The organism is Sandaracinaceae bacterium (assembly GCA_016706685.1).
Taxonomy (GTDB): domain Bacteria; phylum Myxococcota_A; class Polyangia; order Polyangiales; family Houyiibacteriaceae; genus JADJJE01.
This window is the reverse complement of record JADJJE010000016.1, coordinates 85,464-109,329: the sequence shown is the minus strand read 5'-3', so window position 1 is coordinate 109,329 and position 23,866 is coordinate 85,464. Positions and strand designations below refer to the sequence as shown.

Below are 23,866 nucleotides of genomic sequence, written 5' to 3'. Positions count from 1 at the left end.
CCCGCGAGGTGAGCGACATATAAAGAGGACCAATCCAGTCTCGATTGTCTCCTCATGCTGCGCATCTCGAAATTGACCGACTACGGCATCGTCATCGCCACGCACCTCGCGTCGTGTGGCGGGCCGCATCCGGTCAGCGACCTGAGCGCCGAGACGCAGATCCCCGCGCCCACGGTGGCCAAGGTGCTGAAGGCGCTGGCCAAGGCCGAGCTGGTGGTGAGCCACCGCGGCGCGCACGGCGGCTATCAGCTGGCGCACCGGCCCGAGGACGTGAGCGTGGTGCGGGTGATCGAGGCGCTCGAGGGGCCCATCGCGGTCACCGAGTGCGTGGACGACGAGAGCGTGTGTTCCCACGAGGCGCGGTGCAACGTGCGCGCCAACTGGCAGCGCATCAACGACGCGGTCTACACGGCGCTCGAGGCCATCAAGCTGTCGGACATGGCCGAGCCGGGCGGCGCGCGCCTGGTGCAGCTGGTGCGCAGCGCGGGCGAGGCCAACAAGGCGCGGGTGAGCGTGTGAGCAGTTTGCGGTCGGGTGCTCCCGACGAGAGACGGTGCAGTCATGGCTGAAGCAACCCAAGAGATCGATCAAGTCCTCAAGAAGTCCTACGACGCCGGCTTCATCACCGACATCGAGCAGGAGTTCGCGCCCGTGGGCCTGGACGAGAGCACGGTGCGCTTCATCTCCGCCAAGAAGAGCGAGCCCGAGTGGCTTCTCGAGTGGCGCCTGAGCGCGTTTCGCGCCTGGCAGAAGATGAAGGAGCCGCGTTGGGCCAACGTGGACTACCCCGAGATCGACTACCAGAGCATCTGCTACTACGCGGCGCCCAAGTCGCCGGACGACGCGCCCAAGAGCCTCGACGACGTGGACCCCAAGCTGCTCGAGACCTACGCCAAGCTGGGCATCCCGCTGCACGAGCGCGCCATCCTGGCCGGCGTGGCCGTGGACGCCGTGTTCGACAGCGTGTCGGTGCACACCAGCTTCCGCGGCAAGCTGGCCGAAGAGGGCATCATCTTCATGAGCTTCTCGGAGGCCGTGCACGCGCACCCCGAGCTGGTGCGCAAGTACCTCGGCACCGTGGTGCCCGTGCGCGACAACTACTTTGCGGCGCTCAACAGCGCGGTCTTCAGCGACGGCTCGTTCGTGTACATCCCGAAGGGCGTGCGCTGCCCCATGGAGCTGAGCACCTACTTCCGTATCAACGCGGCCAACACGGGGCAGTTCGAGCGCACGCTGATCATCGCCGACGCGGGGTCGCACGTGAGCTACCTCGAGGGCTGCACCGCGCCGCAGCGCGACGAGAACCAGCTGCACGCGGCCATCGTGGAGCTGGTCGCGCACGAGGGCGCCGAGATCAAGTACAGCACCGTCCAGAACTGGTACCCCGGCGACGAGAACGGGAAGGGCGGCATCTTCAACTTCGTGACCAAGCGCGGCTTGTGCGAAGGGGCGCGCAGCAAGATCAGCTGGACCCAGGTGGAGACCGGCTCGGCCATCACCTGGAAGTACCCCAGCTGCATGCTCAAGGGCGACGACTCGGTGGGCGAGTTCTACTCGGTGGCGCTCAGCAACCACCGCCAGCAGGCCGACACCGGCACCAAGATGATTCACCTCGGTAAGCGCACGCGCTCCACCATCGTGAGCAAGGGCATCAGCGCGGGGCACGGCCGTCAGACCTACCGCGGCGGCGTCACCATCGCCCGCAGCGCCGAGGGCGCGCGCAACTACACGCAGTGCGACTCGCTGCTGATCGGCGACAAGTGCCAAGCACACACCGTGCCCTACGTGGACGTGAAGAACCCCACCGCCAAGGTGGAGCACGAGGCCACCACGTCGCGCATCGGCGAGGACCAGCTCTTCTACTGCCAGCAGCGCGGGCTGAGCGAGGAAGACGCCGTGAGCCTGATCGTGAACGGCTTCGCCAAGGAAGTGCTGAAGGAGCTGCCCATGGAGTTCGCCGTGGAGGCCCAAAAACTACTCGGTGTCAGCCTCGAAGGCGCCATCGGCTGAGCGGAAAGACTCGTCATGTTGAAGATCACGGACTTGCACGTTTCGGTGGGCGGGACGCCCATCCTCAAGGGGCTCACGCTCGAGATCCCCGCTGGCGAAGTGCACGCCATCATGGGGCCCAACGGCGCCGGCAAGAGCACGCTCGGCTACGCGCTCGCTGGCCGCGAGGGCTACGAGGTAACCTCGGGCACGGCCACGCTCGACGGCGTGGACCTGCTGGCGCTCTCGGTGGAGCAGCGCGCGGCCGAGGGGGTCTTCCTGGCCTTCCAGTACCCGGTGTCCATCCCGGGCGTGAGCAACCTCTACTTCATGCGCGCGGCGCTCAACAGCATTCGCAAGCAGCGCGGCGAGGCCGAGCTGGACGCGCCCAGCTTCATGCGCGTGGCGCGTGAGAAGGCCAAGCTGGTGGAGCTCAGCCAAGACCTGCTCAAGCGCTCGGTGAACGACGGCTTCAGCGGAGGCGAGAAGAAGCGCAACGAGATCTTCCAGATGGCGCTGCTCGAGCCGAAGCTGGCCATCCTGGACGAGACCGACTCGGGCCTCGACATCGACGCGCTGCGCGTGGTGTCCGGCGGCGTGAACGCGCTGCGCGACCCGGCCCGCTCCATGCTGGTGATCACGCACTACCAGCGCCTGCTGGACTACATCGTGCCCGACCGCGTGCACGTGCTGGTGGACGGCAAGATTGCGGAGAGCGGCGACGCCGAGCTGGCCAAGCAGCTGGAGCGCGACGGCTACGCCGAGCACCGGAGCCCCGCGGCATGAGCGACGTGCAGGCAAGCCAAGCGGACGACAGCGTGGCGCTGCTGCGGCCCCAGCCCGGGCGGCGCGTCGAGGTCGCCAACGAGGTGCCCACGCTCTCGGCACAGCGGGCGGCCGCCGAGCGCGCGCTGCGTGAGAGCGGGCTGCCCGGCCGCAAGGACGAAGCCTGGCGCTTCACGTCCGTGCGCGCGGTGCTGGAGCTGACACCCGAGGCGCCCGCCGACCTGTTCACGCTGGACCGCGTGGGTGCACGTGCGCGTGAGCTCTTTCCGGCGGCGAGCGTGGTGCTGCCCATCGTGGATGGCGTGGCTCTGGTGACCGCCGTAGACGGCCTGCCTGCGGGCGTGCAGCTGATGGCGCTCGACGACGCGCACCGCGCCGGTGTGGCTGTTTCGCCCGTGCTGCTGCGGCCCGAGCGTCACTTCCGCGCGCTCAACACCGCGCGCTTCGAGCGTGGGGCGCTGCTGCGCATCGAGGGCGAGCAAGCCGCTGCCGTGCACATCGTGTACGTGAGCACCGGCAGCGCGGTGGCGCACGCCAAGGTGCAGGTGGAGGTGGTGGCCGGTGCGCGCGTCACCTTGGTGGAGCACTTTCTGGGGCAGCCCGAAGGGCAGGGCGCGGAAGCCCGCAAAGAGGTGCTGCTCAACGCCGTGACCGACGTGCGCATCGGGCAGAACGCGGAGCTCGAGCACGTGCGCGTGCACCAGAGCCGGCAGCACCTGCTCGGCGAGGTGGCCGTGGAGGTGGGGCGCGACGCCCGCTATCACTCGCGGGTGGTCACGCTGGGCGGGCCGCTCATGCGCCTCGGCCTGCACGTGGCGCTGGTGGGGGAGGGCGGCAGCACTACGCTGGAAGGCGTCTACCACGTGAGCGGTCGCGACCACGTCGACCACCACACGCTGGTGGAGCACCGCGCTCCCCGCTGCACCAGCCGCGAAGACTACCGCGGGGTCATCGACCAGCACGGCACCGCCGTGTTCGACGGCATCGCGTGGGTGCACCGCGCGGCGCTCGTGAGCGAGGCGCACCAGCAGAACCGCAACCTGCTGCTGACCGAGACCGCCACGGTGCACACCAAGCCGCACCTCGAGATCGACACCGACTCGGTGGTGGCCAGCCACGGCGCCACGGTGGGCTCGCTGGATGAAGACCAGGTGTTCTACCTGCGCGCGCGCGGCATGCGCGACAGCCAAGCGCGCGCCCTGCTGACGTTCGCCTTCGTGCGCGAGCTGCTCGAGCGGATCACGGACGATCCCACCCGCAAGCGTGCGCAGGACGAGATGGCGGCGCGCCTGCCCGACGGCACGGGGCTGCTCGAGCTGTTCCAGGAGGAGTCATGAGCGCCACACCGCAAGTGAAGCCGCAGGCCCAGCAGCACGCGAAAGAGCACGGCAAGGAGAGCCGTCGCGTGACCGCTCCGGCCACCGTGGTGTTCGACGCGGAGCGCGTGCGTGAGGACTTCCCCGCCCTGCATCAGCTCATCGGCAAGCACCCGTTGGTGTACCTGGACAATGCCGCCACAGCGCTCAAGCCGCAGAGTGTCATCGACGCGGTGAGTAGCGTGTACGCGGTGGACTGCGCCAACATCCACCGGGGCGTGCACACGCTCTCGCAGCGGGCCACGCAGCGCTACGAAGACGCGCGCGACAAAGCCCGGCGCTTCCTCAACGCGCCCAGCGTCGAAGAGACCATCTTCGTGCGCGGCACCACCGAAGGCATCAACCTGGTGGCGCAGTGCTACGCGCGCCCGCGACTGCGCGAGGGCGATGAGATCCTGATCACCGAGCTCGAGCACCACAGCAACATCGTGCCCTGGCAGATGGTGGCGCTGGCCACCGGCGCCAAGCTGGTGGTGGCCCCCGTGAACGACGCGGGTGAGGTCACGGAAGACGCCTTCAGCAGCAAGCTCTCCACGCGCACCAAGATGGTGAGCTTCGCCCACGTGAGCAACGCGCTCGGCACCATCTTGCCGGCCAAGCGCTTCGTGCAGCTGGCCAAGAGCGTGGGCGCCGCGGTGTGCATCGACGGCGCTCAGGCAGCACCGCACGCGGCGGTGGACGTGCAGGATCTCGGCTGCGACTTCTATGCGTTCAGCGGCCACAAGGTCTACGGGCCCACGGGCATCGGCGTGCTGTATGGCCGGCGCGAGCTGCTGGAGGAGATGATCCCGTACCAGGGCGGCGGCGACATGATCGACCGCGTGACCTTCGCCGAGACCACGTGGAACGCGCTGCCCTACAAGTTCGAGGCGGGTACGCCGCACATCGCTGGGGGCATCGGCCTCGGCGCGGCGCTCGACTACCTGACCGCGCTCGACCCGGACGCGGTCGCGGCACACGAGCGTGACGTGCTGGCCTATGGCACCGCTCAGCTCGCGGCCGTCCCGGGTTTGCGGCTGGTGGGCACCGCCGCGCACAAGGTGGGCGTGCTGTCGTTCCTCATGGAGGGCGCGCACCCGAGCGACGTGGGCACCATCCTCGACCAGGTGGGCGTGGCCGTGCGAACGGGGCACCACTGCACGCAGCCGCTCATGGACCGCTTCGGCATCCCCGCCACGGCGCGCGCGTCGATGGCGCTCTACAGCACCCGCGCCGACATCGACGCGCTGGTGCGCGGCCTGCACCTCGTTCGGGAGATGTTCGCATGAGTGAGCACACCACAGACAAAGACGCCGACATCGAGGCCCTCAAGGTCAACAAGATCCCCGCGCCCGCGAAGCCCGCGCGCGACGAGGCCAGCCGCGTCTTCCTGCCCACGTTCGGCCTGCCCGCGCCCAGCACCTCCGAGGTGGACGTCAGCGAGGCCTACGGTGGCAAGGGCATCAAGAGCGAGACGCCCATCGACACGGCGGCCGTGCGCGAGTCCATCATCGAGGTGCTGAAGACCATCTTCGACCCCGAGATCCCCGTGAACATCTACGAGCTGGGCCTCATCTACGGCGTGGACGTGGAGCCCGACGGGGAGGTGCAGATCCAGATGACGCTCACCGCGCCGGCCTGCCCGGTGGCGGGCATGCTGGTCAAAGAGGTGGCGGACAAGAGCGGCACCGTCGAAGGCGTGGCCACGTCCCACGTGGCGCTGGTGTGGGACCCGCCGTGGACCAAGGAGCGCATGAGTGAGGATGCGCTGCTGGAATTGGGAATGCTCTGAGGACTGTTCGGGGCACCGACGGCCGGGGGTGCCCATAGAGGCTCGCAACAAAGCAATAGCGGCGATGCTCTCAGATACCCGCCGCGCCCAGCGCTTCGGCCACGCGGGCCACGGCGCTGACCAGCTCGGGGTGCTCGCCCTCGAAGCGCTGCACCGCGCCGCGGATGCTGTCGCCCAGGGTCTCGCCCTCGGCCTGTGGCTCGTCCCGGTCCAGCCGGTCGGCGATCTCGCGCAGCGCCTTCGACAGCAGGGCGCGCGACTCGGCGTCCAGCTTGTCGGCGGTCCCGAGCTCGGTGTGCAGGGACGCGAGGGCGTCGCGCAGGGCTTCTTTCGGCATGATTCGTTCCTCGGTCTCGGGCTGACGTTGACGGCCCAGCAGGGCTAGCGCACTTTCGTGGTATGCGCGCGTTCGTTCTCATCAGTCTAGCTCTCGCGCTCCCGGCGTGCAGTGGAACGAACCCGTGTGCCGGTGACGGCGCCCTCGCGGCCTGCTCGGAGCCCACGCAGACCGACGCGTACTACGTGGACCAGGCGCTGCGCTACTTCGACAGCTACGACGCGAGCGCCGACCCGGGCAGCCGCCCCACCTACGCGGAGGGCGTGCTGCGCTGGGAGTGGCCACCGTGGTTGTTGCTGACCGCTTCCGGTCGCGACCTGATCGAGGCGGTGGACCGCGTGGTGCTCTTGGCCACGCCCTCCACCGTGCCCACGCGCGACTGTCGCGCCTTCGGCGAGCAGCCCTTCGCGCGCTGCCGCGTGTCGTTCCAGTATGACGGCGGCCCCTGCGCCATCTACGAAGAGTTCACCTTCAACGACGCGGGTGAGATCACGTTCATCGAGGCCTGGTCGGACCAGCCCGGCTACCTGCCCATGGACGACCCGGCGACCGACCCGTGGGGCGAGGGCGAGGGCGTGCGCCGGCTCTCCACCCGCGTGCCGGGCTTGGGGACGCCCACGGGGCACGTGGACGCCACGTCGCCCGCCATGCAGGAGGCGGCGGCGAACGACGAAGACCTGGCCGAGCTCGCGCGCCGCATGCAGGCCTTCTGGACCAGCTGGATCCGTGAGTTCAACGCCATCGGCTCCGGCACCGAAAACGACATCTATGGACCCGGGTGCGGGTGGGAGCTCTGAGCGGTCAGCTCGCGCGGCCGCGCAGCGAGTACCAGGCCGCGTAGGGCGCGTGCACCTCGCCCGTCTCCGGGTGGGTGAGCCACTGCATCTTGAGCTTCACCGGCACGGGGATGACGCCCGGCACGCGGTACGTGCCGAACACCAGGTCCCACAGCGGCGAGGTCACGCCGTGGTTCATGGAGGGGTCCACGAAGTGATGGTAGAAGTGGTGCCGCCGCGCCCAGCGGCCATACGCGCCGATGCCCGCGTGCGTGTGCTCACGCCGGTGGAGCACCTCGTAGTAGAGGTAGAAGCCCACCAGCCCGGCCGTGTAGGCGCCGCCCACCAGCGGCCCGGCGACCAGCACGCTGGGCGGCAGCACCACCACGAGCGCCAGCACCGCAGCCAGCGCCTTCTTGTGCGCGGGCGCGAAGTAGTCTCCCTGGCTGTGGTGACGCGTGTGCTCCTGCCCGAACGGGTTGCCGCGCAGGCGGCGGTCGTGCCCCAGCCAGCGGTGGATGCAGTACTCGAGGAACGACCAGGTGAGGGCGCCCAGCACGAGCGCGAGCGGAACGGCAAACAGCGGGTTCATGAGGCGACCTGTGGGGTGTGGGTGAGCAGGGCACGGCCTTCGTGAAGGGCCGTGACGACGGTCTCGCGCGGGGCACCGAGCCCCACCAGCAACGCCTCGAGCAGGCTGTGCACCAGCGTGTCCGTGGCGATGGGCAGCAGCGCCAGGCGCTCTTGCTTCCCGAGCTGGAGCGCCCCGTGCAGCGAGGTGAACAGCATGAGTGCGCGCGTCTCGGTGGCACCCGGGGGCAGCTCGCCCACCTGCGCCGCGTGGTCCAGCTGGCGTGCCAGCGGCATCAGCGTGCGGTGCATCGCCATCACGATGACGGCGCGCTCCTCCGGCTCGGGCAAGAGCACGCGCGGGTCCGCCAGCATGGCCGAGAAGAGCCCGAAGGCGTGTGGCTGAGTCAGCGCGAAGCGCCGGTAGCAGAGCCCCAGCGCCACCACACGGGCCAACGTCGTGCGGGCCGCGGGGGCCTCCTCGAGCGCCACCAGGTCGTCCGACAGGCGTCCGAGCAGCCGCACCACCACGGCCGCCAGCAGGGCCGACTTCGAGGGGAAGTAGCGATAGAGCGCGCCGGGCGTGTAGTCCGCGGCGTCGGCCACGTCCTTCATGTTCAGCCCGTCGTAACCCTGCGCCAGGACCATGTGCGTGGCCGCATCCAAGATGCGCTCTTCGCTGACCTGACGGCGGCGGGTCTTGGGCAGAGCCGCCACGGGCGTTTCGTGAACCATGAGCGTTTAGTAAACGTCGTTCACGTTCCTGTCAAGGGGGCAAGTCGAAGGGGGCAAGACTCGCGTGAGCCCTGCCCCCCGAACATCACACGACCCTGCGGCCTTGAATGACCCGCACGAGGACCACGATGATGGCGAGCACGACCAGGATGTGGATGAACCCACCCATCGTGTACGACGTGACGAGTCCCACGGCCCAGAGGACCAACAGAATGACGGCGATTGTCCAGAGCATGATCGTCCTCCTTATGACTTCAGGTGAAGCGCATCGAGCTTCGCTTGGATGGCTTCCTTGGTGTCGCCGAACTTCTCCTGGATGATTCCATAGAGCTTGTCGACGGACCCGTCCGCTTTGGTGAAGTCGTCGTCCGTCAGCTCGCCCCAGGCGCGCTTGGCTCGGCCCTTCACTTGGTCCCACTTACCTTGTACTTGGTCGCGATTCATAATCTGCTCCTCGTTGGCCTTGCACTCGAAGCGCACAAAGCGACATGCCTACACGTCAGTGCATGTCCCGGGCCAAGCGGTGGGCGGCGCAAAACCAAGCCATTCGTGACGTGGATTGCCTACACGGTGGTCCCCATCCGACCGTGTTGGTGGAGTCAGTCCATCAAGGTGATGGAGCGCCCGCAGCGGGTCCGTCCGCTTCGGCGCGCAGCTCGGCGAGCGTCTCGCCCAGCTCGTTCAGCGCCTCGCCGTAGTCCGCCCAGCGTCCCTCTCGCTGAGCACGCAGGGCGCGCTCGTACAGCTGGTGGGCCCGCACCCGTGCGTCGCTGCTGAGGTCCGGGAGGGGTGCGTCCGTGGCCTCGGTGTCCGTGGGGCTGGGCGCGTCCGGGTCCAAGATGGCGGGCCTCGACGCTGTCGGGGCGTGGGTCATGGGCTGCGGGGGCTTCGGTCTCCCCGGCTTCCACCTCTGTTGGCACAGGGGCGCCGAAGAGCCGCGCGATCGCCAAGTCCAGGGTCTGCTCCATCACGATCTGGTTCTGGTAGACCACGATGACGCGCTTCAGCTCTGGGATGCGTCCGCCACCGCCCGTGCCCGGGGCGCGCGCGCTGCCGCCATCGCGCGCCGAGCGCAGGTAGAGCGGCGCCACGTACAGCAGCGACTCCTCGATGGGGATGACGAGCAGCGTCCCGAAGAGCGCCTGCGACCCGCGCTGATCCCAGAGCGACACCTGCCGCGAGATCTCCGCGTCCTGGTGGATGCGGTTCATGATCTGCTGCGGGCCGAAGACCAGCCGGTCACGCGGCAGCCGATACACGATGAGCTCGCCGCGGTGCTCTCCGTCGCTGCGCGCCACCATCCAGGCCGCCAGGTTCTCCTTCCGCTTCGGCGAGTAGGGCAGCATGAGGATGAACTCCTCGCGCTCCTCCTCGGGCAGCCGCATGACCGTGTAGTACGGCGACATGGGCTGCGACGCGTCTGCGCGCGTGAGCTGCGGCACCTCCCACTGGTCCTCACGGTTGTAGACCAGCTCGGGCTCGTTCATGTGATACGTGGTGAACACGCGCGTCTGCACGCCGAAGAGGTCGAGCGGGTAGCGCAGGTGGCGCTGCAGGTCCTCGGGCATCTCGCTGAGGTCGCGGAAGAGCTCGGGGAAGATGTGCCGGTAGGTGGCCAGCACCGGGTCGGCGTCGTCGTTCACGTAGAAGTCCACCGTGCCGTCGTAGGCGTCGATGATGACCTTCACGGAGTTGCGCATGTAGTTGGTGCCGTCGGCCAGCGGCTGCGCGAACGGATAGCGGTCGCTGCGCGTGTACGCGTCCAGGACCCATGACAGCGTGCCGTTGTCGCGCACGACCATGTAGGGGTCGCGGTCGAACGTGAGGAACGGCGCGATGCGCTCGGCCCGCGTGCGGATGTTGCGGTACAGCAGGACCCGGCTGTCCTCGGTGATGTCGTTGCTGAGCAGCAGCTTGAGCTGCCCGAGGCGCAGGCCCACCAGCAGCTGCGTCCAGAACGAGTCCAGGCGCACCCCAGCCCGGCCCGTATACGTGGTGTAGACGTTCTCTTCACCTGCCGGGTGGTCGAACTCGTCGTTGCGCGTGCGCACGAAGACGTGGTCGTTGCTCAGCTCGCCGAAGTAGATGGCGGGGCGCGTGACGGTGATGCCCGTCTCGGGCGCGGACTGCGGCGGGATGTCCTGCACGTAGAGCACGGGCAGCCCCTCGGGCGTGGTCTGGTTCACCGGGCCCAGCGTCAGGCCGTAGCCGTGAGTGAACGTGAAGTGCTCGTTGATCCACGTGCGCGAAGGCAGCGCCTCGGCCTGCAGCTCGCGCGGCGAGAGCATGATCTGGCGCAGCTGCCCGTTCACCATGTAACGGTCGTTGTCCACCGAGGTGAAGTCGTAGTAGGTGCGGATCTCTTGGATCTGGGCGAACGTGTCCAGCAGCTCGCGGTGGTCCCACAGCCGCACGTTGTCGAGCGTGGCCTGGTTGTTGGCGATGTCTTCGGCCGTGAGGGCGCGCGCGGTGTTCAGGTCGCGTTCGATGACCTGGTCGAGCCCGAAGGCGTGACGAGTGGCCTCGATGTTGTAGGCGATGAAGGGCGCTTCGCGCTGCGCCTCGTTGGGCTGCACGCTGAAGCGCTCCACGATGGCCGGGTAGATGCGCACCGCCAGGAGATCCGTGGCGATGACCAGGCCGAGCGCCGCGCCCACCATGAGCAGCCCCTGCCGCCACCCGCTGACCAGCACCAGCAGGGCCGCCAGCACGGCCACGCCGCTCAAGATGGCCAGCGCCGGCAGCCGCGCGTGCACGTCGGCATAGCTCGCGCCCGCCACGGGGCCCTCGGCCGAGTAGACCAGCTCGAAGCGGTCTAGCCACGCGCCCAGCGCCAGCAGCACCAGGAAGCCGGCGAGCAGCACGCTCGCGTGGATGCGCACACGCCGGTGGGCGCGCAGCTTGCCCACGTCCAGCACCACGCCGCCGCGCAGCGCGTACACGGCGGCCACCAGGATGCCGCTCAGCACCACCACGGCTTGCGTGGCGCCGAACACGGCGTGCAGCGCGGGCAGGTCGAAGAAGTAGAAGGCCAGGTCGTGCCCGAAGAGCGGGTCGCGGCGCCCGAACGCCACGCCTTGCACGTACTGCGCGTAGACCTCCCAGGACTGCGAGGCGATCAGGCCGTAGACCACGCCCGCCAGGATGGACACCGGCGCCACGATGCGCGGTGCCCAGTTGCCCAGGTCGAGCGGCGGCGTGGCGAGCCCGTTGGGCGTGCGCGGGCGAGGCGAGGCAAAGCGGGCCGAGAGGCGCAGCGCCAGGCGGCCTTGGGCATAGAGGAACCCCGCGAACGCGAGCCCCGAGATGCCCCCGACGGTAAGCCGGGTGCGCAAGATGGTGGCGAACACAGAGCCGTGCCCGAGCGAGCGGAACCAGCGCAGATCCGTGTACAAGCCGGCCCACAGGGGCAGGAACACGGCCAGCACCAGCGCTGCCAGGAGGAAGCTGAGCGCGAGACCGGGGCGCGGGGGCTCTCGTTCTGGGTAGTGCTGCATGCCTTTGGACGTCGCGGGATTCCACCCATCGGCTCGACGCGCTGCGGCTTCCCGTATCACGCGGGGGGCGCTGGGGCCAGCCCGGGGGGCCGCCGAGGGGCGTCAGTGCGGCGCGGCTTCGCCGGTCTGAACACGCCACAGGCTAGCGTAGAGGCCGTCTCGAGCCAGCAGCTGCTCGTGCTTGCCGGACTCCACCACGCGCCCCTCGCTGAGCACGTCGATGCGGTCGGCCGCGCGGATGGTGGAGAGGCGGTGGGCGATCACCACCGTGGTGCGCCCGCGGCTCACCTCGGCCAGCGAGCGCTGGATGGCGGCCTCGGTCTCGTTGTCCACGGCCGAGGTGGCCTCGTCGAACACCAGGATGGGTGGGTCCTTGAGGATGGCGCGCGCGATGGAGAGGCGCTGCTGCTGCCCGCCCGAGAGCTTCTGTCCGCGCTCGCCCACGATGGTGTCGAGCCCCTCCGGGAGCGCCTCGATGAACTCGAGGGCCTCCGCCTTGCGGGCGGCTGAGAGGATCTCGGTGTCCGTGGCGTCCAGCCGACCATAGGCGATGTTCTCGCGGACGGTCCCATGGAACAGGAACACGTCCTGGCTCACGAGGCCGATCGCTCCGCGCAGGGAGCTCAGCGTGAGCGCGGGCAACGGGTGGCCGTCGAGCGTCACCGAGCCCGAGCTGGGGTCGTAGAAGCGGAGCAGCAGCTTCACCAGCGTGGACTTCCCGGAGCCGGTGGCGCCCACCACCGCCACCGTCTGGCCCGCCGGCACCTCGAGGTTCAGGCCGCGCAGCACGGGCACGTCGGGGCGGTAGGCGAACGCCACGTCGCGCAGGGAGAGGGCCCCGCGCACCTCGCCCCTCTGCAGCTCCTGGTCGCCGTCGGGCAGCGCGTGCTTCGTGTCCAAGAGGTCCAGCGCACGCGTGGTGGACGCCATGGCCCGCTGGTAGAGGTCGAAGGTCTCGCCCAGGCGCGTGAGCGGCCAGAGCAGGCGCTGCGTGAGGAACACCATCACCGAGAACGAGCCGATGGCCAGCGTCCCAGCGAGCGCCAGCTCCCCGCCGGCGATCAAGGTGGCGATGAAGCCCACCACGATGACCATGCGGATGATGGGCACGAACGCGGCGCTCAGCTTGATGGCGTGCTGGTTGACCTCCGCGTAGCCCTCGCTCTCTTGCTCGAGGCGGCGCAGCTCGTGAGCCTCGTTGGTGAAGCTCTTGATGGTGCGGATGCCGCCCAGGTTGATGGCCAGGCGGCTGTTGAGGGAGCCCACCTTGTCGCGCACCCGGGCGTAGCGCGGCATCAGCAGGGTCTGATAGCGGAACGAGCCGAACAGCACGAAGGGCACGGGCAGGAACGCCAGCACGGCCACGGACGGCGCCAGCGCGAAGAACACCGCGCCGATCACCAGCACGGTGGTGCCCACCTGGATCAGCTCGTTGGCGCCGGTGTCCAGGAAGCGCTCCAGCTGGTTCACGTCGTCGTTCAGCACGCTCATCAGCTCGCCGGTGCCGCGCTCCTCGAACCAGGCCACGTCCAGCGACTGCACGTGGTCGTAGAGCTCGATGCGCAGCTGGTGTTGCATGTCCTGCGCGAGGTTTCGCCAGGCCACCTGGAAGAGGTACTCGAAGACCGACTCGAGCCCCCAGATGATCACCGTGAGCAGCGCCAGCACCCACAGCTGGTGCGAAGGCTCCACCACGCCGAAGCCCGCGATGAGCGACTGCTCGCGGGTGACCACCACGTCCACGGCCGCGCCGATCAGCAGCGGTGGGGCCAGGTCGAAGAGCTTGTTCAGGAACGAGTAGGTGGCCGCCAGGCGCACCCGGCCACGATGCGGCGCTGCGTAGGCGAGGAGGCGCCGCAGGGGACGCTCGGGCGCGGGGGTGCCAGGCATAATCGGTGATAGCCGCGTGTCCACGTTCACGCTACCGTCGGCGGGCATGGACGCCGCTCTACTCGATGCCCTCGTAGCCCTCTTCACCCTGACCGCGATGGAGATCGTGCTGGGGATCGACAACGTGATCTTCATCGCCATCCTGGTGGCGCCGATGCCGGACCATCAGCGCGAGCGGCTGCGGCGCATTGGCCTGATGTTGGCGCTGGCCATGCGTATCGGGCTGCTGATGGCCATCGAGTGGATCATGAGCCTCACCGAGCCGGTGTTCACCATCGCGGGGAACGAACTCTCCGGGCGAGACCTGATCCTGCTGGCCGGCGGAGCGTTCCTGATCGCCAAGAGCACGCACGAGATCCATAACAAGATCGAGGGAGACGGGCTGCCGGCGGACCCGGCGATGGCCGCCAAGGCCGCCAAGAACGCAGCAGCCGTCCTCGCTCAGATCATGATGGTGGACGTGGTCTTCTCGCTGGACTCGGTGATCACCGCTGTGGGCATGGCCGACCAAATCTGGGTCATGGTCGTTGCGATGATCGTGTCCACCATCGTCATGCTGATCTCCGCGAAACCCATCGGCGACTTCGTGGAGAAGCACCCCACGCTCAAGATCCTGGCGCTGTCCTTCCTCATCCTCATCGGGGTCATGCTCGTGGCGGAGGGTCTCGGCCAGCACGTCAGCAAGGGCTACATCTACTTCGCCATGGCGTTCAGCCTCGTGGTGGAGGCCATCAACATGCGTGTTCGCAAGCGGCCCCACCAACCGGCCGCCTGACGCGAGAGGTGTTGCCCGTCAGGCGCTGCGGCGGTGGGCGCGAGCCGCGTCCAGCTTGGCGCGCACGTCTGGCAGGCCGGCCCGCTCGCCACACTCCGTCAGGAACGTGATGGCGTCGTCCACCGTGGCCACGATCTTCGTGGGGCAGGCCGGCTCCACCACCCACAGCACCGCCGTGAGCGCGCCGCGGATGAGCGCGTTGTCGACCACCACGGCCATGCCGGCGGTGTAGCGGCGCGTCCCGTCTTGGGACTCCTTCAGCCAGTCGCCGAACAGCTTGCGCTGCGTGGCGGGGAGCACGTGACCGGTGCGCGCGTCACACAGCACCAGGTGCTTGGTGCGGCGGCCCAGCAGCTCGCGCTGGCCAGCGATGAAACGCAGGATCTCGTCGTCCGTGACGCGCTGGCTCGGGATGCTGACCGCCACGAGCGGGTACTGGGAGGTGTCGGTCTCGAAGCGCGCGGACATGAGCAGAAGCTACCAAATGCACACAGCCGCGCCAGTGGTCACCTCAGGGGGTGCCAGCGTCGGCCACTGCGGACGGGGCCTCGTCGAGGATGAAAGCGGGCACTCCGTGCGTACGGATGGAAGCGGACAGCCGATCGCACTGCCCTGTCTCGAGATTCATGATGTCCGCCATGGCCCCCAGGACGCGGCGGCCGAGGTCGGCGTACTGCGACGCGCCGCCGATGCGCGGGATGACGTCCGCGATGGTGTTCCAGGGGAGCGCGCCGCCCAACACACCGGTGACCGTGCCGTTGGGGTTGAACTCGACCCGCATCTGTCCGAGCGTGAGGGGGATATCGAACTCCACATCCAGGATGGAGCCCGTGAGCCCGAGCTCGACACCCTCCGCGTGGAGCACCCCATCGCGGATACGTGTCTCCACCACCACGGGCTCGGTGTCTGGGCGGATGTCGAACGATTGACCCGCCAGCAGTCGCCCGTCCGTGCCGACGCCCACGGCGAAGGGCTCACCGAGGAGCACGGTCATCGTCACGTGGTCATCGTTCTCGAACGAGTTCACGTCGTCGAACCGGAGCAGCACAAGGAGGGTGCCGGCGGTGACCGCTCCCTGCACCAGCCCCTCGAACAGGGCCGTGCTGTCCTCCTCCTGTTCCGCCAAGAGGCGCACCACTTGGGCCAGGCCGCCACCCGCGAGCTGGTTGTCGATGCCCAGGCGGCCATCTGGCGCCACCCAGTCGGGGTGGTCGCGGCAGGTCGCGCCTGCTGGCGGGCCATCGACGCCGTCGAGGTCGAAGCCATCGACGATGGACACACCGTCCACCACCTCGGGCGAGGTCAGGATGCGCAGCTCGTCGATCACGTAGACGTGCGTCTCGCCGGGCGCGCTCTCGGCGCAGCTGGGCAGCGCGGCCGTGGCCAAGGCCACCAGGGCAGCGAGGGGGAGAGCATGAATCGAGGCGTGCCAGCGCATCTCAGGTCTCGAGCCCCGTGAGACCGGTGGTCGCCTCGGCTTCGTTCACCCCGAATCGCTGCACGCTCGCACCCACGGCGCGCAGCAGCGAGAAGGAGACCTTGGACGCCACCTCACCCTCGGCGCGGATGTGCTCTCCGCTCACGAGTGCGCCCCCCGCGCTGCCCGCGATGAGGATGGGGTACTCGATGATGTCGTGCTCGGCGCCGAAGGAGCAGTCGCTGCTGGCTACGACAGCCACGTTGTCCAGCAGGCGCCGGTCACCCTCGGGCACGGCGGCGAGCGCCTGCACGAAGTAGGCGTACTCGTCGACGATCTGCTTCACGATGATGTCGAGCTGGTCCTGCGAGGTGGGGTCGATCTTGTGGCTGAGCTCGTGGTGCCCCGTGGCCACGCCCGGGAAGCGCACGTTGCTGCCGCCGCGCGAGAACATGGTGTGCACCACGCGGGTGCGGTCACACGCGAGCGCCATGGTCAGCAAGTCTGCGATGATGCGGTGCCGCTCCTTCATCTGCGGGCGGCTGTTGACCTCGGGGTAGGCGTCCAGCGGGATCCGCGCGAGGCCGCACGCTGCCAGGTTCGGAGGGTCCTCCTCGAACCGCAGGAGACGCAGCTCGAGCTCACGGACCCCGTCGAGGTGCTCGTCGAGGCGCCGCTGGTCGTGGGTGCCGAGCTGAGACCGCAGCGCCGCCGACTCCTCCATGACCGAGCTGAGCGCGCTCCGCCGCAGCTGCCAGAGCGGGTCGATGACCGGTTCCTCGCCGGGCAGGGCGAAGCCCTCGCCGAAGAGCTTGTGGTACAGCGTGAGCGGGTCGACCGTGGCTGGGTTGTTGCTGCCAGGCCCGTTCACGCTCACCGTGCCGTTCCCGAGGTCGGGCTCCACACCGGCCTGGATGGACCGGAAGGCGGTGGCGCCGCCGATGGCGTTCGCAGCGAGAACGTCGACGGTGGGCGCCAGGATGTCGTGCTGACCGGTCGCCAGGATGGGCGTCCCCGCGAGGAACGACGCCGAGCCGTCGTTGTGCGGCTCACGGGCTACCGAAGCCGCGATGGTGCCCGTGACGACCGTGACGTCGTCGCGCACCGGCATGAGCCCGCTCAGCTGAGTGCTCAGCTGGTAGTTGCGGCCCGTGGAGAGCGGCGTCCAGCGCTCTGGGATGTTGCCGTTGCCCCAGATCCACACGCCGAAGCGCACGGGAAAGGGTGAGCCCTGCGCGAGCGCGGTGCCGTTGCTGTTGCAGAAGATGTCCAGGGTCGGCAGCCCGATGGCGACGGTGGCGCCTCCGGCGGCGATGCCCTTGAGCAGGGTGCGTCGGCTGATCGTGGTCTTGGCCATCAGTTGGTCTCCTCGGCGACGGTGCGCAGGCCGCTGGCGCGGCGGAAGCCCTCGGACAGGGCCACCTGGACCAGCAGCTCCTTCACGCGGTAGCCCGAGTCCGCGAAGCTCTCTCCCAGGGCCACCAGCTGGGCGGCCTCACTGCGCAGCTCTTCATGGCCCGTCGCGTAGCGATAGACGCTGCGGGTCAAGCAGGTGGGCAGGTCCGGGTGGTTGCGCAGCGCATCGGTCAGCTCGATGGGCGTCTCGAAGGGCACCCCGTCCAGCTCGCCCGTCACGTCCAGCTCCGGGCCGCGCGCCAGCACGCGGTCGCCGTTGTCGTCACGGACCACGTCGCCGTCGGGGCCGAAGGTGAGGCGCCAGTCCACGTCGCGAAACTGACCGAGCCCGTCGAAGTTCTCGAAGCCGAGGCCGATCGGGTCCATCAGCTCGTGGCAGCTGGCGCACACCGGGTTCTCGCGGTGCTCCCACAGCTGGTCGCGGATGGACAGCGTGGCGTCGGTCTCGCTCAGGTCCACGGCCACGTTGGCGGGCGGCGGCGGCACCTCCGTGCACAGCAGGTTGATGCGCACGAAGCGACCGCGGAGCGTGGGCGAGGAGCGCGTGGCGTGCGCGTGCAGCGCCAGGAACGACAGCTGTCCCAGCAGGCCGCGGCGCATGCCGGTCGCCGAGTGCTCATAGCGCCCGAAGCCTTCTCGGGTGGGCGCCGGCACTTCATAGATGGCCGCGAGGGTGCGATCGACGAAGGTGGTGCGCGTGGTCATCAGGTCGCGGTAGTCGGCGTCCTGCCCGAAGACGTGGTCCTCGATGGTGAGCAGGGTCTCTTCACGCGCAGCCGGGCCCACGGCAGGGGAGTAGTGCAGGAACGCGTTCCTGTCCTTCGAGAGGTTGCTCAGTCGGTCGAGCTGCAGCATCTCGGAGAAGAAGGAGCGCACAGCGCGCCGCGTGCGGGGATCATCGACCATTCGGCGCACCTCGGCTTCGAGGCCTTCCGTGGTGTCGAGGGCACCGGACTCTGCGGCATCGAGGAGGTCGGCGTCCGGCGTGGTGTTCCACAGGAAGAAGCTGAGCCGGCTGGCCAGCTCCGTGCCACGCAGCTCACGATAGCCCTCGGGCTGCCCCTCCGTGGACGGGAGCGCCTCGCCCAGTTCGCGGCGGTACAGGAAGTTCGGCGACTGCAGCTGAGCTGCTACCACCAGGCTGAGCCCAGCGTGGAAGTCACCCCGTACGGTGGCCGCCTCGCGCGCCAGCGTCACGAAGCGCGTGATCTCCGCCTCGGTGAGGCTGCGCCGGTAGGTCATCCGGCCATGACGCGTGATGAACGCGCGCGCGCACGCGTCGTCCGTCGTCCCGCTGGGCGTGCAGTCGAACAGCGCGTCGCGCGCCGGCCCCGCCGTCATGACTTGCTCACCGATGGACAGCGCCTGCGCCTCGTACTGGTTCACGCCGCTCTCGGAGATGCTGTCCACGCCCGCGCCCACGGCGAAGAACCCCGCGAGGCGCACGTCGGGCTCGAGCGGCAGCGCGCTCACCACGTCATCGCCGTACAGGTCGTGGACCACGTTGTCGAACTGCTCGGCCGTGAGGCGCAGCAGCTGAGCGGGCGCCGGCGCAAACGGCGGCGGAGGGAGGTCCGGCTCTGGAGGGACAGGACGATCGGCCGGCGCGGTGCCGATGGTACCGACGGTGTCGCACCCCCAAAGGGCGAGTGTAGCGATGAGCAGCGCGTGCCCCGCGCCGCCCGAACCGAACGAGTGTCGTCTCACGGAGCTGATAGTATCATAGACAAAGTGGTTCAACCAGTCGCCCGTGAGTGTAGCTTCACAGCTGCGTCCAAGGGATACGCGCAGCGCGGATGAGATGGTATCAGGCTGCCATGATGTCCGCTGGGAGCGGACGCGGGTCGCAGCGACCGAGAAAAGTCTCTGGTTCGGTCGCGAAATCGCGCGCGGTCGTTCCACTCATGGGGGGAAACACCTATCATGAAGGTCAACGGCGGTCGCCTCGTGGTAGGTGCCGCCCTCTCGGGAGAACGCCCCATGAGAATCTGCCATCCCTTCACTGTGCTGCTTGCCTGCCCGGTTTTGTTCGGTTGTTCGGGTGGAGGCGGCGGCGGCATCGCGTGGGAAGGCGAAGAGCCCCACCTCATCGTGCGAGGCATCATCGACGGCGAGATGGTGGACATCGAGTTGCGCGGTGCCGAGGCGCTCGCGGCCGGAATCTCGTGCGAGCGCGAGTACCTCGCGGACGAGTCGCCGAGCATGCCCGGCGAGCCCGACCTCGCCACCGCCGTGTTCAACGAGGTGAAGATCAACGCCACCGTCACCATCAACGGCGAGCAGCGCTTCCTCGAACTGGAACTGAAGCAACACGACCTGCAAGGCGACGCCATCGGCGCGGACATCACGGTGGTGCCGCGCCTGGCGGTGGGGCTGCCCGCTGCGGACGAGATGTGGCTCGAGTTCGAGTGGCAGACGCTGCCGGACGAGACCACCGTGCTGGAAGTCGCGGCGCTCGAAGGGAACGTGACGCTGGAGCGCTTCACGGGCACGCCCGGCGCGGACACTGTCGTGATCCCGTCTGGGGATGGCGAGATCGGCGTCACGATCGACGCACGTTGGTCGCCGACTGACAGCCTTCTCATCAGCGTCACAGCGCCGTGCGTGGATTCGGACGTCGGGCTCAACTGAGGGTAGCGATGCACAGGTTCGTAGCAGCACTGATCGCGGGCGCGGCCATCTGGAGCGGCGGCTGCACCAGCGGCTTCGACACAGAGTCGGCGTTTTCGGAGGAGGACTACCTCTGCGACGCGGAGTCCGCGGCCGAATGGCAGGCCGCCGTGGACGCCTGCCGTGATGCGTTCGAACAGGATGAGAGCTGCCTCGGCGTCATCTCGTTTCGGGGCGAGCTCCAAGCTGTGCCGGTGGTCATGGACGCCACGCTCGACGCCACCAACTTCCAGAACCTCATCCGAACCAACTTCACCCTCACCCGCAGCGAGGTGTCGCTGGTGGGCTTCGCGCCCTACTTCGGGTTCGAGCTGACGCTCGACTCCGTGGGCGGGGGAATGCCGAGCGACGTTGCCTGGCCGCTCGTCATCGGCGCCACGCCAGACGCCGCGCTCCGCCACGAAGATGGCTTCGCGCAGGCCGCCATGCGGCTCTCGGCGGGCAGCGACAGCGCCGACCTCAACTTCGTGAGCGGCACGGTGGACATCGAGCTCCAGCGGGTCAACGAGATCGCGGGCCGCTTCGCGCTCGTGGGCTTCCGCGAGGGCAACGACATCGAGGGGTGCTTCCACGCGTTCGACCCCGAGCCCACGACGCGGCTGGAGACGCCATGAGTCACCGCGCTTCTTGGGCTCTGGCGCTCGTGGTGCTGGCCTCGCTGGGTGCCACCCGCGTGCATGCTCAAGAGCCGGTCGCGGAGGACACCCCAGCCGACGAACCCTCCCGTGAAGGTGCGATCGAAGAGGAGTCCCTCGAGGACCTGTTGGGGCTAGAACTCGAAGACACGATGGGCACCACCAGCGCCGTGTCTCGCACGGAAGAGAACGTGCTGTCGGCGCCAGCGTCGGTGACCACACTCGACGCGCGCGCCATCCGCCTCTCGGGGGCACGCACCATCCCGGAGCTGCTGCGCTTGGTCACGGGTGTGCAGGTCCAGCGCGTGGCACCGGGGAGCTACTTGGTCGCCATGCGCGGCGCGGGGGGCATCACCGGCAACAACGTCATCATCATGTTGGACGGCATGCCGCTCAACAGCCCGGTGGACGGGGCCATCGACTGGTCCACGGTGCCCATCCACCCGCGCGATCTCGAGCGCATCGACGTGGTGCGCGGTCCCGTCAGCACCATCTATGGCGCCAACGCGTACACCGGCGTCATCCAGCTGGTCAGCTATCGCGGCTTCGGGACCGTGCCGCAGGGCGCCGTGCGCGCCGAGGTGGGCATCGACACCGCGGGGCACCCCGTCACGGACCTCGCGGGCGTGTACTCACGGGCGGGCGAGCGCTTCCAGCGCGCGGTCTTTGCCCACGCGTCCTATGACTCGGTGTTCTCCGACTCGCAGAGCGGCACGCTAGAGCCGCGCATCTCGGGCGCCCTGTTGGCCCGCCTGGGCGCGACGCTTGCTGCCGGTCAGCTCGACTTCGAAGTCAGCGGCTCCATCGCGCACGGCTCCTCGCTCGAGCACTTCGTCCTCGAAGACATCCGCGAGCAGCGGCTCTTGGGCATGGCGCAGCTGCGCTTCACCTCCCGTGACCTCCCAGGCGCGCTCGGCACCATCGGCGCGTTCGCGCGCACGCAGCTCCGCGCCATCCAGACCGATCGCCTCGACTACTCGGGCTTCTCGTATGACGGAACGCGCAGCGCCCGGACCAGCGTCGGGTCGGAGTTCACGCTCGTCCCGCACCCGACCCTGACCGCCACCTTCGGCGCCCAGTTCGACCTCGACCGGGTGACCGCGCCGTACATCCACCCCGACGAGAACGGCGACTACCGCACCGGCTGGGGCTTCTATGGTCGCTTCGCGTGGGACCCCACCGACCGCTGGTCGTTCACCGGCGCGCTGCGCGGGGACATCCCCACCATGACCGGCGACCTGGCCTTCTCGTACCGCGGGTCGCTCGTCTATCACACGGACGACCTCGCCATTCGCTTGGTGGGGGCCAGCGCCTTTCGCGCGCCGACCTACGTGGAGGTGGGCGGCCGCTTCGTGGACCCGACCAGCGGCTTGATCCTGCTCGAAGGGCGCCCCCAGCTCCAAAACCCGGCCAACGACGGCGGTGAGATCGCGCTCACGGTCTCGCCGCGCGCGGGGCTGCGGCTCGGGGCCACAGCCTGGGTCGGGCGCATGCGCAACCTGGTCATTGAAGACTTCGCGCCCATCGTGCGTCGAACCTTCGTGAACGAAGCGGGCTCGCGTTGGTTCGTCGGTGGCGACGCGGAAGCCGAATACAAGCACAGCGACCTGCTCCTGCTCTCGGCCTTCGTGTCCTACACGTACTTCGTGCCCCGCGACGACACCCAAGTCCCCACCGTGGGCACCGAGGACATCAACGCGTCGGTCCTCGCGGGCCTCATGGCGCGCGGCTCGCTGCGCAGCGACAGCATGCGCTACGGCCTCTCCGTGGCCCTCGCCACGGGGCGCGACTACCTCATGTATGCCGGAGTCCCCACGTCCATCCTCACGGCGAACATCGACACCAGCGTCCAGCTGAGCGCCATGCTCGAGCAGCAGGTCGGCAGCTCACTGCCGGTGTGGCTCTCGCTCCGCGTGCAAGCCAACCTGCCACAGCAGGCCGAGTCCCCTCTCCCCGGAGCGTCCATGGCGGGCACTTCGTTCCTCATCGGCGTCGAACACAGGAGGAATTGACGTGATCATTCGATTCTTCATCCTGTCGTTCGTCTTCCTGCTGTGCGTGGCCCCGCTCCACACCCGCGCCGATGCGTCCAGCGCAGCGCGGCTCTCGCCGGTCATCGCGCGCGCCCTGTCCTATGAGCGCACGCTGCCCAACCGGGCCGGGGGCTCGCTGGACATCTTGATCCTGCACGCCGCCAACAACGCCTCGTCGCAGGGCGAAGCGGCAGCGTTCGCGCGCGGACTCGGGGCCCTGTCGCGCTCCACCGTGCAGGGCCTGCCCATGCGCGCCACGGTGGCGCCATACTCCACCGGTGCCATCGAGACGGGCGCCGCCAACGGTGTGGACGTGGTCGTGGTGTGCTCGGGGCTGGACTCCTCGCTCTCCGCGCTGACCACCACCACGCGCAGGCGTCGCTTGCTCACCGTGGGCGTGGAGCGCCAGCACGCGGTGAATGCCACCACCCTGGCGGTTCTCATGGAAGACGGTCGCGCCAAGATCATCGTCAACCTCGCGCACGCGCGCGCCGAAGGAGTGGAGCTCAGCTCGCAGCTCCTGCGCCTGGCCGAGGTGCTCTAGCGCGGCTGGTCTCACGCCGGCTCGAGCCCGAAGGCCTCGCGGGCGGCCACCCCTGCTCGGGCTGGTCCTCCCAAGGGGGGCCGGACCCCCCCGCCGCCCCCCCCCCCGAAGAACCCGTCAGCTCCCCGCCCGAACTCCCATCGTCCGCGTCGTGGTGGACGTGCGCGACGACCACGCCGTGGCGGCCGGTGGTCACACACAGCCAGGTGGCGGCGCTGTGGTCCTTCACGAACGGCAGCATGGCGCCCAGATCGAATCCCTCGTCCATGTAGGCCGCGATACGCGCTCGCGCCTCCACCATCTCGACGGGACTCAACAGCATGAAGCCGCCCTGAGCGCCGGTGTACTCCGCATCCAGCGCCTCGAGGTGCTCTTCCTTGAGGCTGTACCCAAAGCGCCCGCTGGCTGCGTGCTGCAACAGGAACGAGCGCAGCGGCTCGGGGGCGGGGATGCCACAGGCCTGCTCGGCCTCCGCCAGCGCGGCCTCGCCGGTGGGAGGGCCGAGCTCGAGGGGCCAGAAGTGATCGAAGAGGTCCGTGCTCTCGGCGAGGTGCACGTCCAGCGCGCGGAGGCGGCGATGGAGCTCGGTGGCGTCGATGGTCATGCTGGTGCTCGGAGCTAGAGCAGGCGAGCCGTCACGGAATGTGGC

General features: G+C 68.9%; 24 protein-coding genes. 12 read left to right on the top strand and 12 right to left on the bottom strand.

From position 1 onward, the window contains the following. Nucleotides 1-54: 54 nt before the first annotated feature. From IPI43_20560 to IPI43_20535, 6 genes are read left to right on the top strand one after another with little or no spacing between them, the layout of a single operon-like run. Nucleotides 55-519, top strand: coding sequence for an SUF system Fe-S cluster assembly regulator (locus IPI43_20560; GenBank protein ID MBK7776497.1), 465 nt, complete (start codon nt 55-57; stop codon nt 517-519). Nucleotides 520-561: 42 nt separating this feature from the next. Then, nucleotides 562-2,010, top strand: a complete 1,449-nt coding sequence (gene sufB / locus IPI43_20555; protein ID MBK7776496.1) for a Fe-S cluster assembly protein SufB — start codon at nt 562-564, stop codon at nt 2,008-2,010. 15 nt (nt 2,011-2,025) lie between these two features. Beyond that, nucleotides 2,026-2,775 carry a Fe-S cluster assembly ATPase SufC gene (gene sufC, locus IPI43_20550; GenBank protein MBK7776495.1) on the top strand — a complete coding sequence of 250 codons (750 nt, stop codon included), beginning with the start codon at nt 2,026-2,028 and terminating at the stop codon, nt 2,773-2,775. Beyond that, nucleotides 2,772-4,112, top strand: coding sequence for a Fe-S cluster assembly protein SufD (sufD, locus tag IPI43_20545; protein MBK7776494.1), 1,341 nt, complete (start codon nt 2,772-2,774; stop codon nt 4,110-4,112). Before sufC ends, sufD begins: the two co-directional genes overlap by 4 nt. Then, nucleotides 4,109-5,419: a cysteine desulfurase gene (locus tag IPI43_20540; protein MBK7776493.1), complete on the top strand. Its 1,311-nt coding sequence runs from the start codon at nt 4,109-4,111 to the stop codon at nt 5,417-5,419. The genes sufD and IPI43_20540 overlap by 4 nt, the downstream gene beginning before the upstream one ends. Further along, complete coding sequence (locus IPI43_20535; protein ID MBK7776492.1) at nt 5,416-5,922, top strand: DUF59 domain-containing protein; 507 nt, start codon at nt 5,416-5,418, stop codon at nt 5,920-5,922. The genes IPI43_20540 and IPI43_20535 overlap by 4 nt, the downstream gene beginning before the upstream one ends. A 70-nt stretch (nt 5,923-5,992) precedes the next feature. Here the strand turns inward: IPI43_20535 and IPI43_20530 are convergent, their stop codons facing one another. Beyond that, complete coding sequence (locus tag IPI43_20530; protein MBK7776491.1) at nt 5,993-6,259, bottom strand: DUF4404 family protein; 267 nt, start codon at nt 6,257-6,259, stop codon at nt 5,993-5,995. Nucleotides 6,260-6,321: 62 nt separating this feature from the next. Here IPI43_20530 and IPI43_20525 point away from each other — a divergent pair, with 62 nt between their 5' ends. Next, the gene (locus IPI43_20525; protein ID MBK7776490.1) at nt 6,322-7,056 is read left to right on the top strand and encodes a hypothetical protein; all 735 of its coding nucleotides are present in this window, start codon (nt 6,322-6,324) and stop codon (nt 7,054-7,056) included. 4 nt (nt 7,057-7,060) lie between these two features. Here IPI43_20525 and IPI43_20520 read toward each other — a convergent pair whose 3' ends face one another. The 6 genes from IPI43_20520 to IPI43_20495 all read right to left on the bottom strand — a co-directional run bounded on the left by IPI43_20520 (nt 7,061) and on the right by IPI43_20495 (nt 13,727). Continuing rightward, nucleotides 7,061-7,627 (bottom strand): sterol desaturase family protein, encoded by a 567-nt coding sequence (locus IPI43_20520; GenBank protein ID MBK7776489.1) that lies wholly within the window; start codon nt 7,625-7,627, stop codon nt 7,061-7,063. Next, nucleotides 7,624-8,340: a TetR/AcrR family transcriptional regulator gene (locus IPI43_20515; GenBank protein ID MBK7776488.1), complete on the bottom strand. Its 717-nt coding sequence runs from the start codon at nt 8,338-8,340 to the stop codon at nt 7,624-7,626. The genes IPI43_20520 and IPI43_20515 overlap by 4 nt, the downstream gene beginning before the upstream one ends. An 85-nt stretch (nt 8,341-8,425) precedes the next feature. Continuing rightward, on the bottom strand, nt 8,426-8,575 hold the full coding sequence (locus IPI43_20510; protein MBK7776487.1) for a lmo0937 family membrane protein: 150 nt from the start codon (nt 8,573-8,575) through the stop codon (nt 8,426-8,428). Between the two features lie 11 nt (nt 8,576-8,586). After that, entirely contained in the window at nt 8,587-8,784 is a 198-nt protein-coding gene (locus tag IPI43_20505; protein ID MBK7776486.1) for a CsbD family protein, read from the bottom strand. Nucleotides 8,785-8,939: 155 nt separating this feature from the next. Then, nucleotides 8,940-11,837: a UPF0182 family protein gene (locus tag IPI43_20500; GenBank protein ID MBK7776485.1), complete on the bottom strand. Its 2,898-nt coding sequence runs from the start codon at nt 11,835-11,837 to the stop codon at nt 8,940-8,942. Nucleotides 11,838-11,939: 102 nt separating this feature from the next. Next, a complete protein-coding gene (locus tag IPI43_20495) occupies nt 11,940-13,727 on the bottom strand; it encodes an ABC transporter ATP-binding protein (protein MBK7776484.1) in 1,788 nt (595 codons plus the stop codon). Between the two features lie 46 nt (nt 13,728-13,773). Here IPI43_20495 and IPI43_20490 point away from each other — a divergent pair, with 46 nt between their 5' ends. Next, nucleotides 13,774-14,502 (top strand): TerC family protein, encoded by a 729-nt coding sequence (locus IPI43_20490; protein MBK7776483.1) that lies wholly within the window; start codon nt 13,774-13,776, stop codon nt 14,500-14,502. Between the two features lie 18 nt (nt 14,503-14,520). On the opposite strand, the gene IPI43_20485 is transcribed toward IPI43_20490, so the two are convergent. From IPI43_20485 to IPI43_20470, 4 genes are read right to left on the bottom strand one after another with little or no spacing between them, the layout of a single operon-like run. Then, nucleotides 14,521-14,970 (bottom strand): hypothetical protein, encoded by a 450-nt coding sequence (locus IPI43_20485; protein ID MBK7776482.1) that lies wholly within the window; start codon nt 14,968-14,970, stop codon nt 14,521-14,523. A 43-nt stretch (nt 14,971-15,013) separates the two neighbouring features. Further along, nucleotides 15,014-15,895 carry a hypothetical protein gene (locus IPI43_20480; GenBank protein ID MBK7776481.1) on the bottom strand — a complete coding sequence of 294 codons (882 nt, stop codon included), beginning with the start codon at nt 15,893-15,895 and terminating at the stop codon, nt 15,014-15,016. A 46-nt stretch (nt 15,896-15,941) separates the two neighbouring features. Continuing rightward, nucleotides 15,942-17,276 (bottom strand): DUF1552 domain-containing protein, encoded by a 1,335-nt coding sequence (locus IPI43_20475; protein MBK7776480.1) that lies wholly within the window; start codon nt 17,274-17,276, stop codon nt 15,942-15,944. Continuing rightward, nucleotides 17,276-19,042, bottom strand: coding sequence for a DUF1592 domain-containing protein (locus tag IPI43_20470; protein MBK7776479.1), 1,767 nt, complete (start codon nt 19,040-19,042; stop codon nt 17,276-17,278). The genes IPI43_20475 and IPI43_20470 overlap by 1 nt, the downstream gene beginning before the upstream one ends. A gap of 216 nt (nt 19,043-19,258) precedes the next feature. On the opposite strand from IPI43_20470, the gene IPI43_20465 reads away from it, so the two are divergent. From IPI43_20465 to IPI43_20450, 4 genes are read left to right on the top strand one after another with little or no spacing between them, the layout of a single operon-like run. Beyond that, nucleotides 19,259-19,966 (top strand): hypothetical protein, encoded by a 708-nt coding sequence (locus IPI43_20465; GenBank protein ID MBK7776478.1) that lies wholly within the window; start codon nt 19,259-19,261, stop codon nt 19,964-19,966. A gap of 8 nt (nt 19,967-19,974) precedes the next feature. Beyond that, entirely contained in the window at nt 19,975-20,619 is a 645-nt protein-coding gene (locus IPI43_20460; protein MBK7776477.1) for a hypothetical protein, read from the top strand. Then, a complete protein-coding gene (locus IPI43_20455) occupies nt 20,616-22,652 on the top strand; it encodes a TonB-dependent receptor (protein MBK7776476.1) in 2,037 nt (678 codons plus the stop codon). Before IPI43_20460 ends, IPI43_20455 begins: the two co-directional genes overlap by 4 nt. Before the next feature lies 1 nt (nt 22,653). Next, nucleotides 22,654-23,217 carry a DUF4154 domain-containing protein gene (locus IPI43_20450; protein ID MBK7776475.1) on the top strand — a complete coding sequence of 188 codons (564 nt, stop codon included), beginning with the start codon at nt 22,654-22,656 and terminating at the stop codon, nt 23,215-23,217. Here the strand turns inward: IPI43_20450 and IPI43_20445 are convergent. Continuing rightward, nucleotides 23,180-23,821 carry a hypothetical protein gene (locus IPI43_20445; GenBank protein MBK7776474.1) on the bottom strand — a complete coding sequence of 214 codons (642 nt, stop codon included), beginning with the start codon at nt 23,819-23,821 and terminating at the stop codon, nt 23,180-23,182. The two genes, IPI43_20450 and IPI43_20445, sit on opposite strands and share 38 nt — an antisense overlap. Nucleotides 23,822-23,866: the final 45 nt, after the last annotated feature.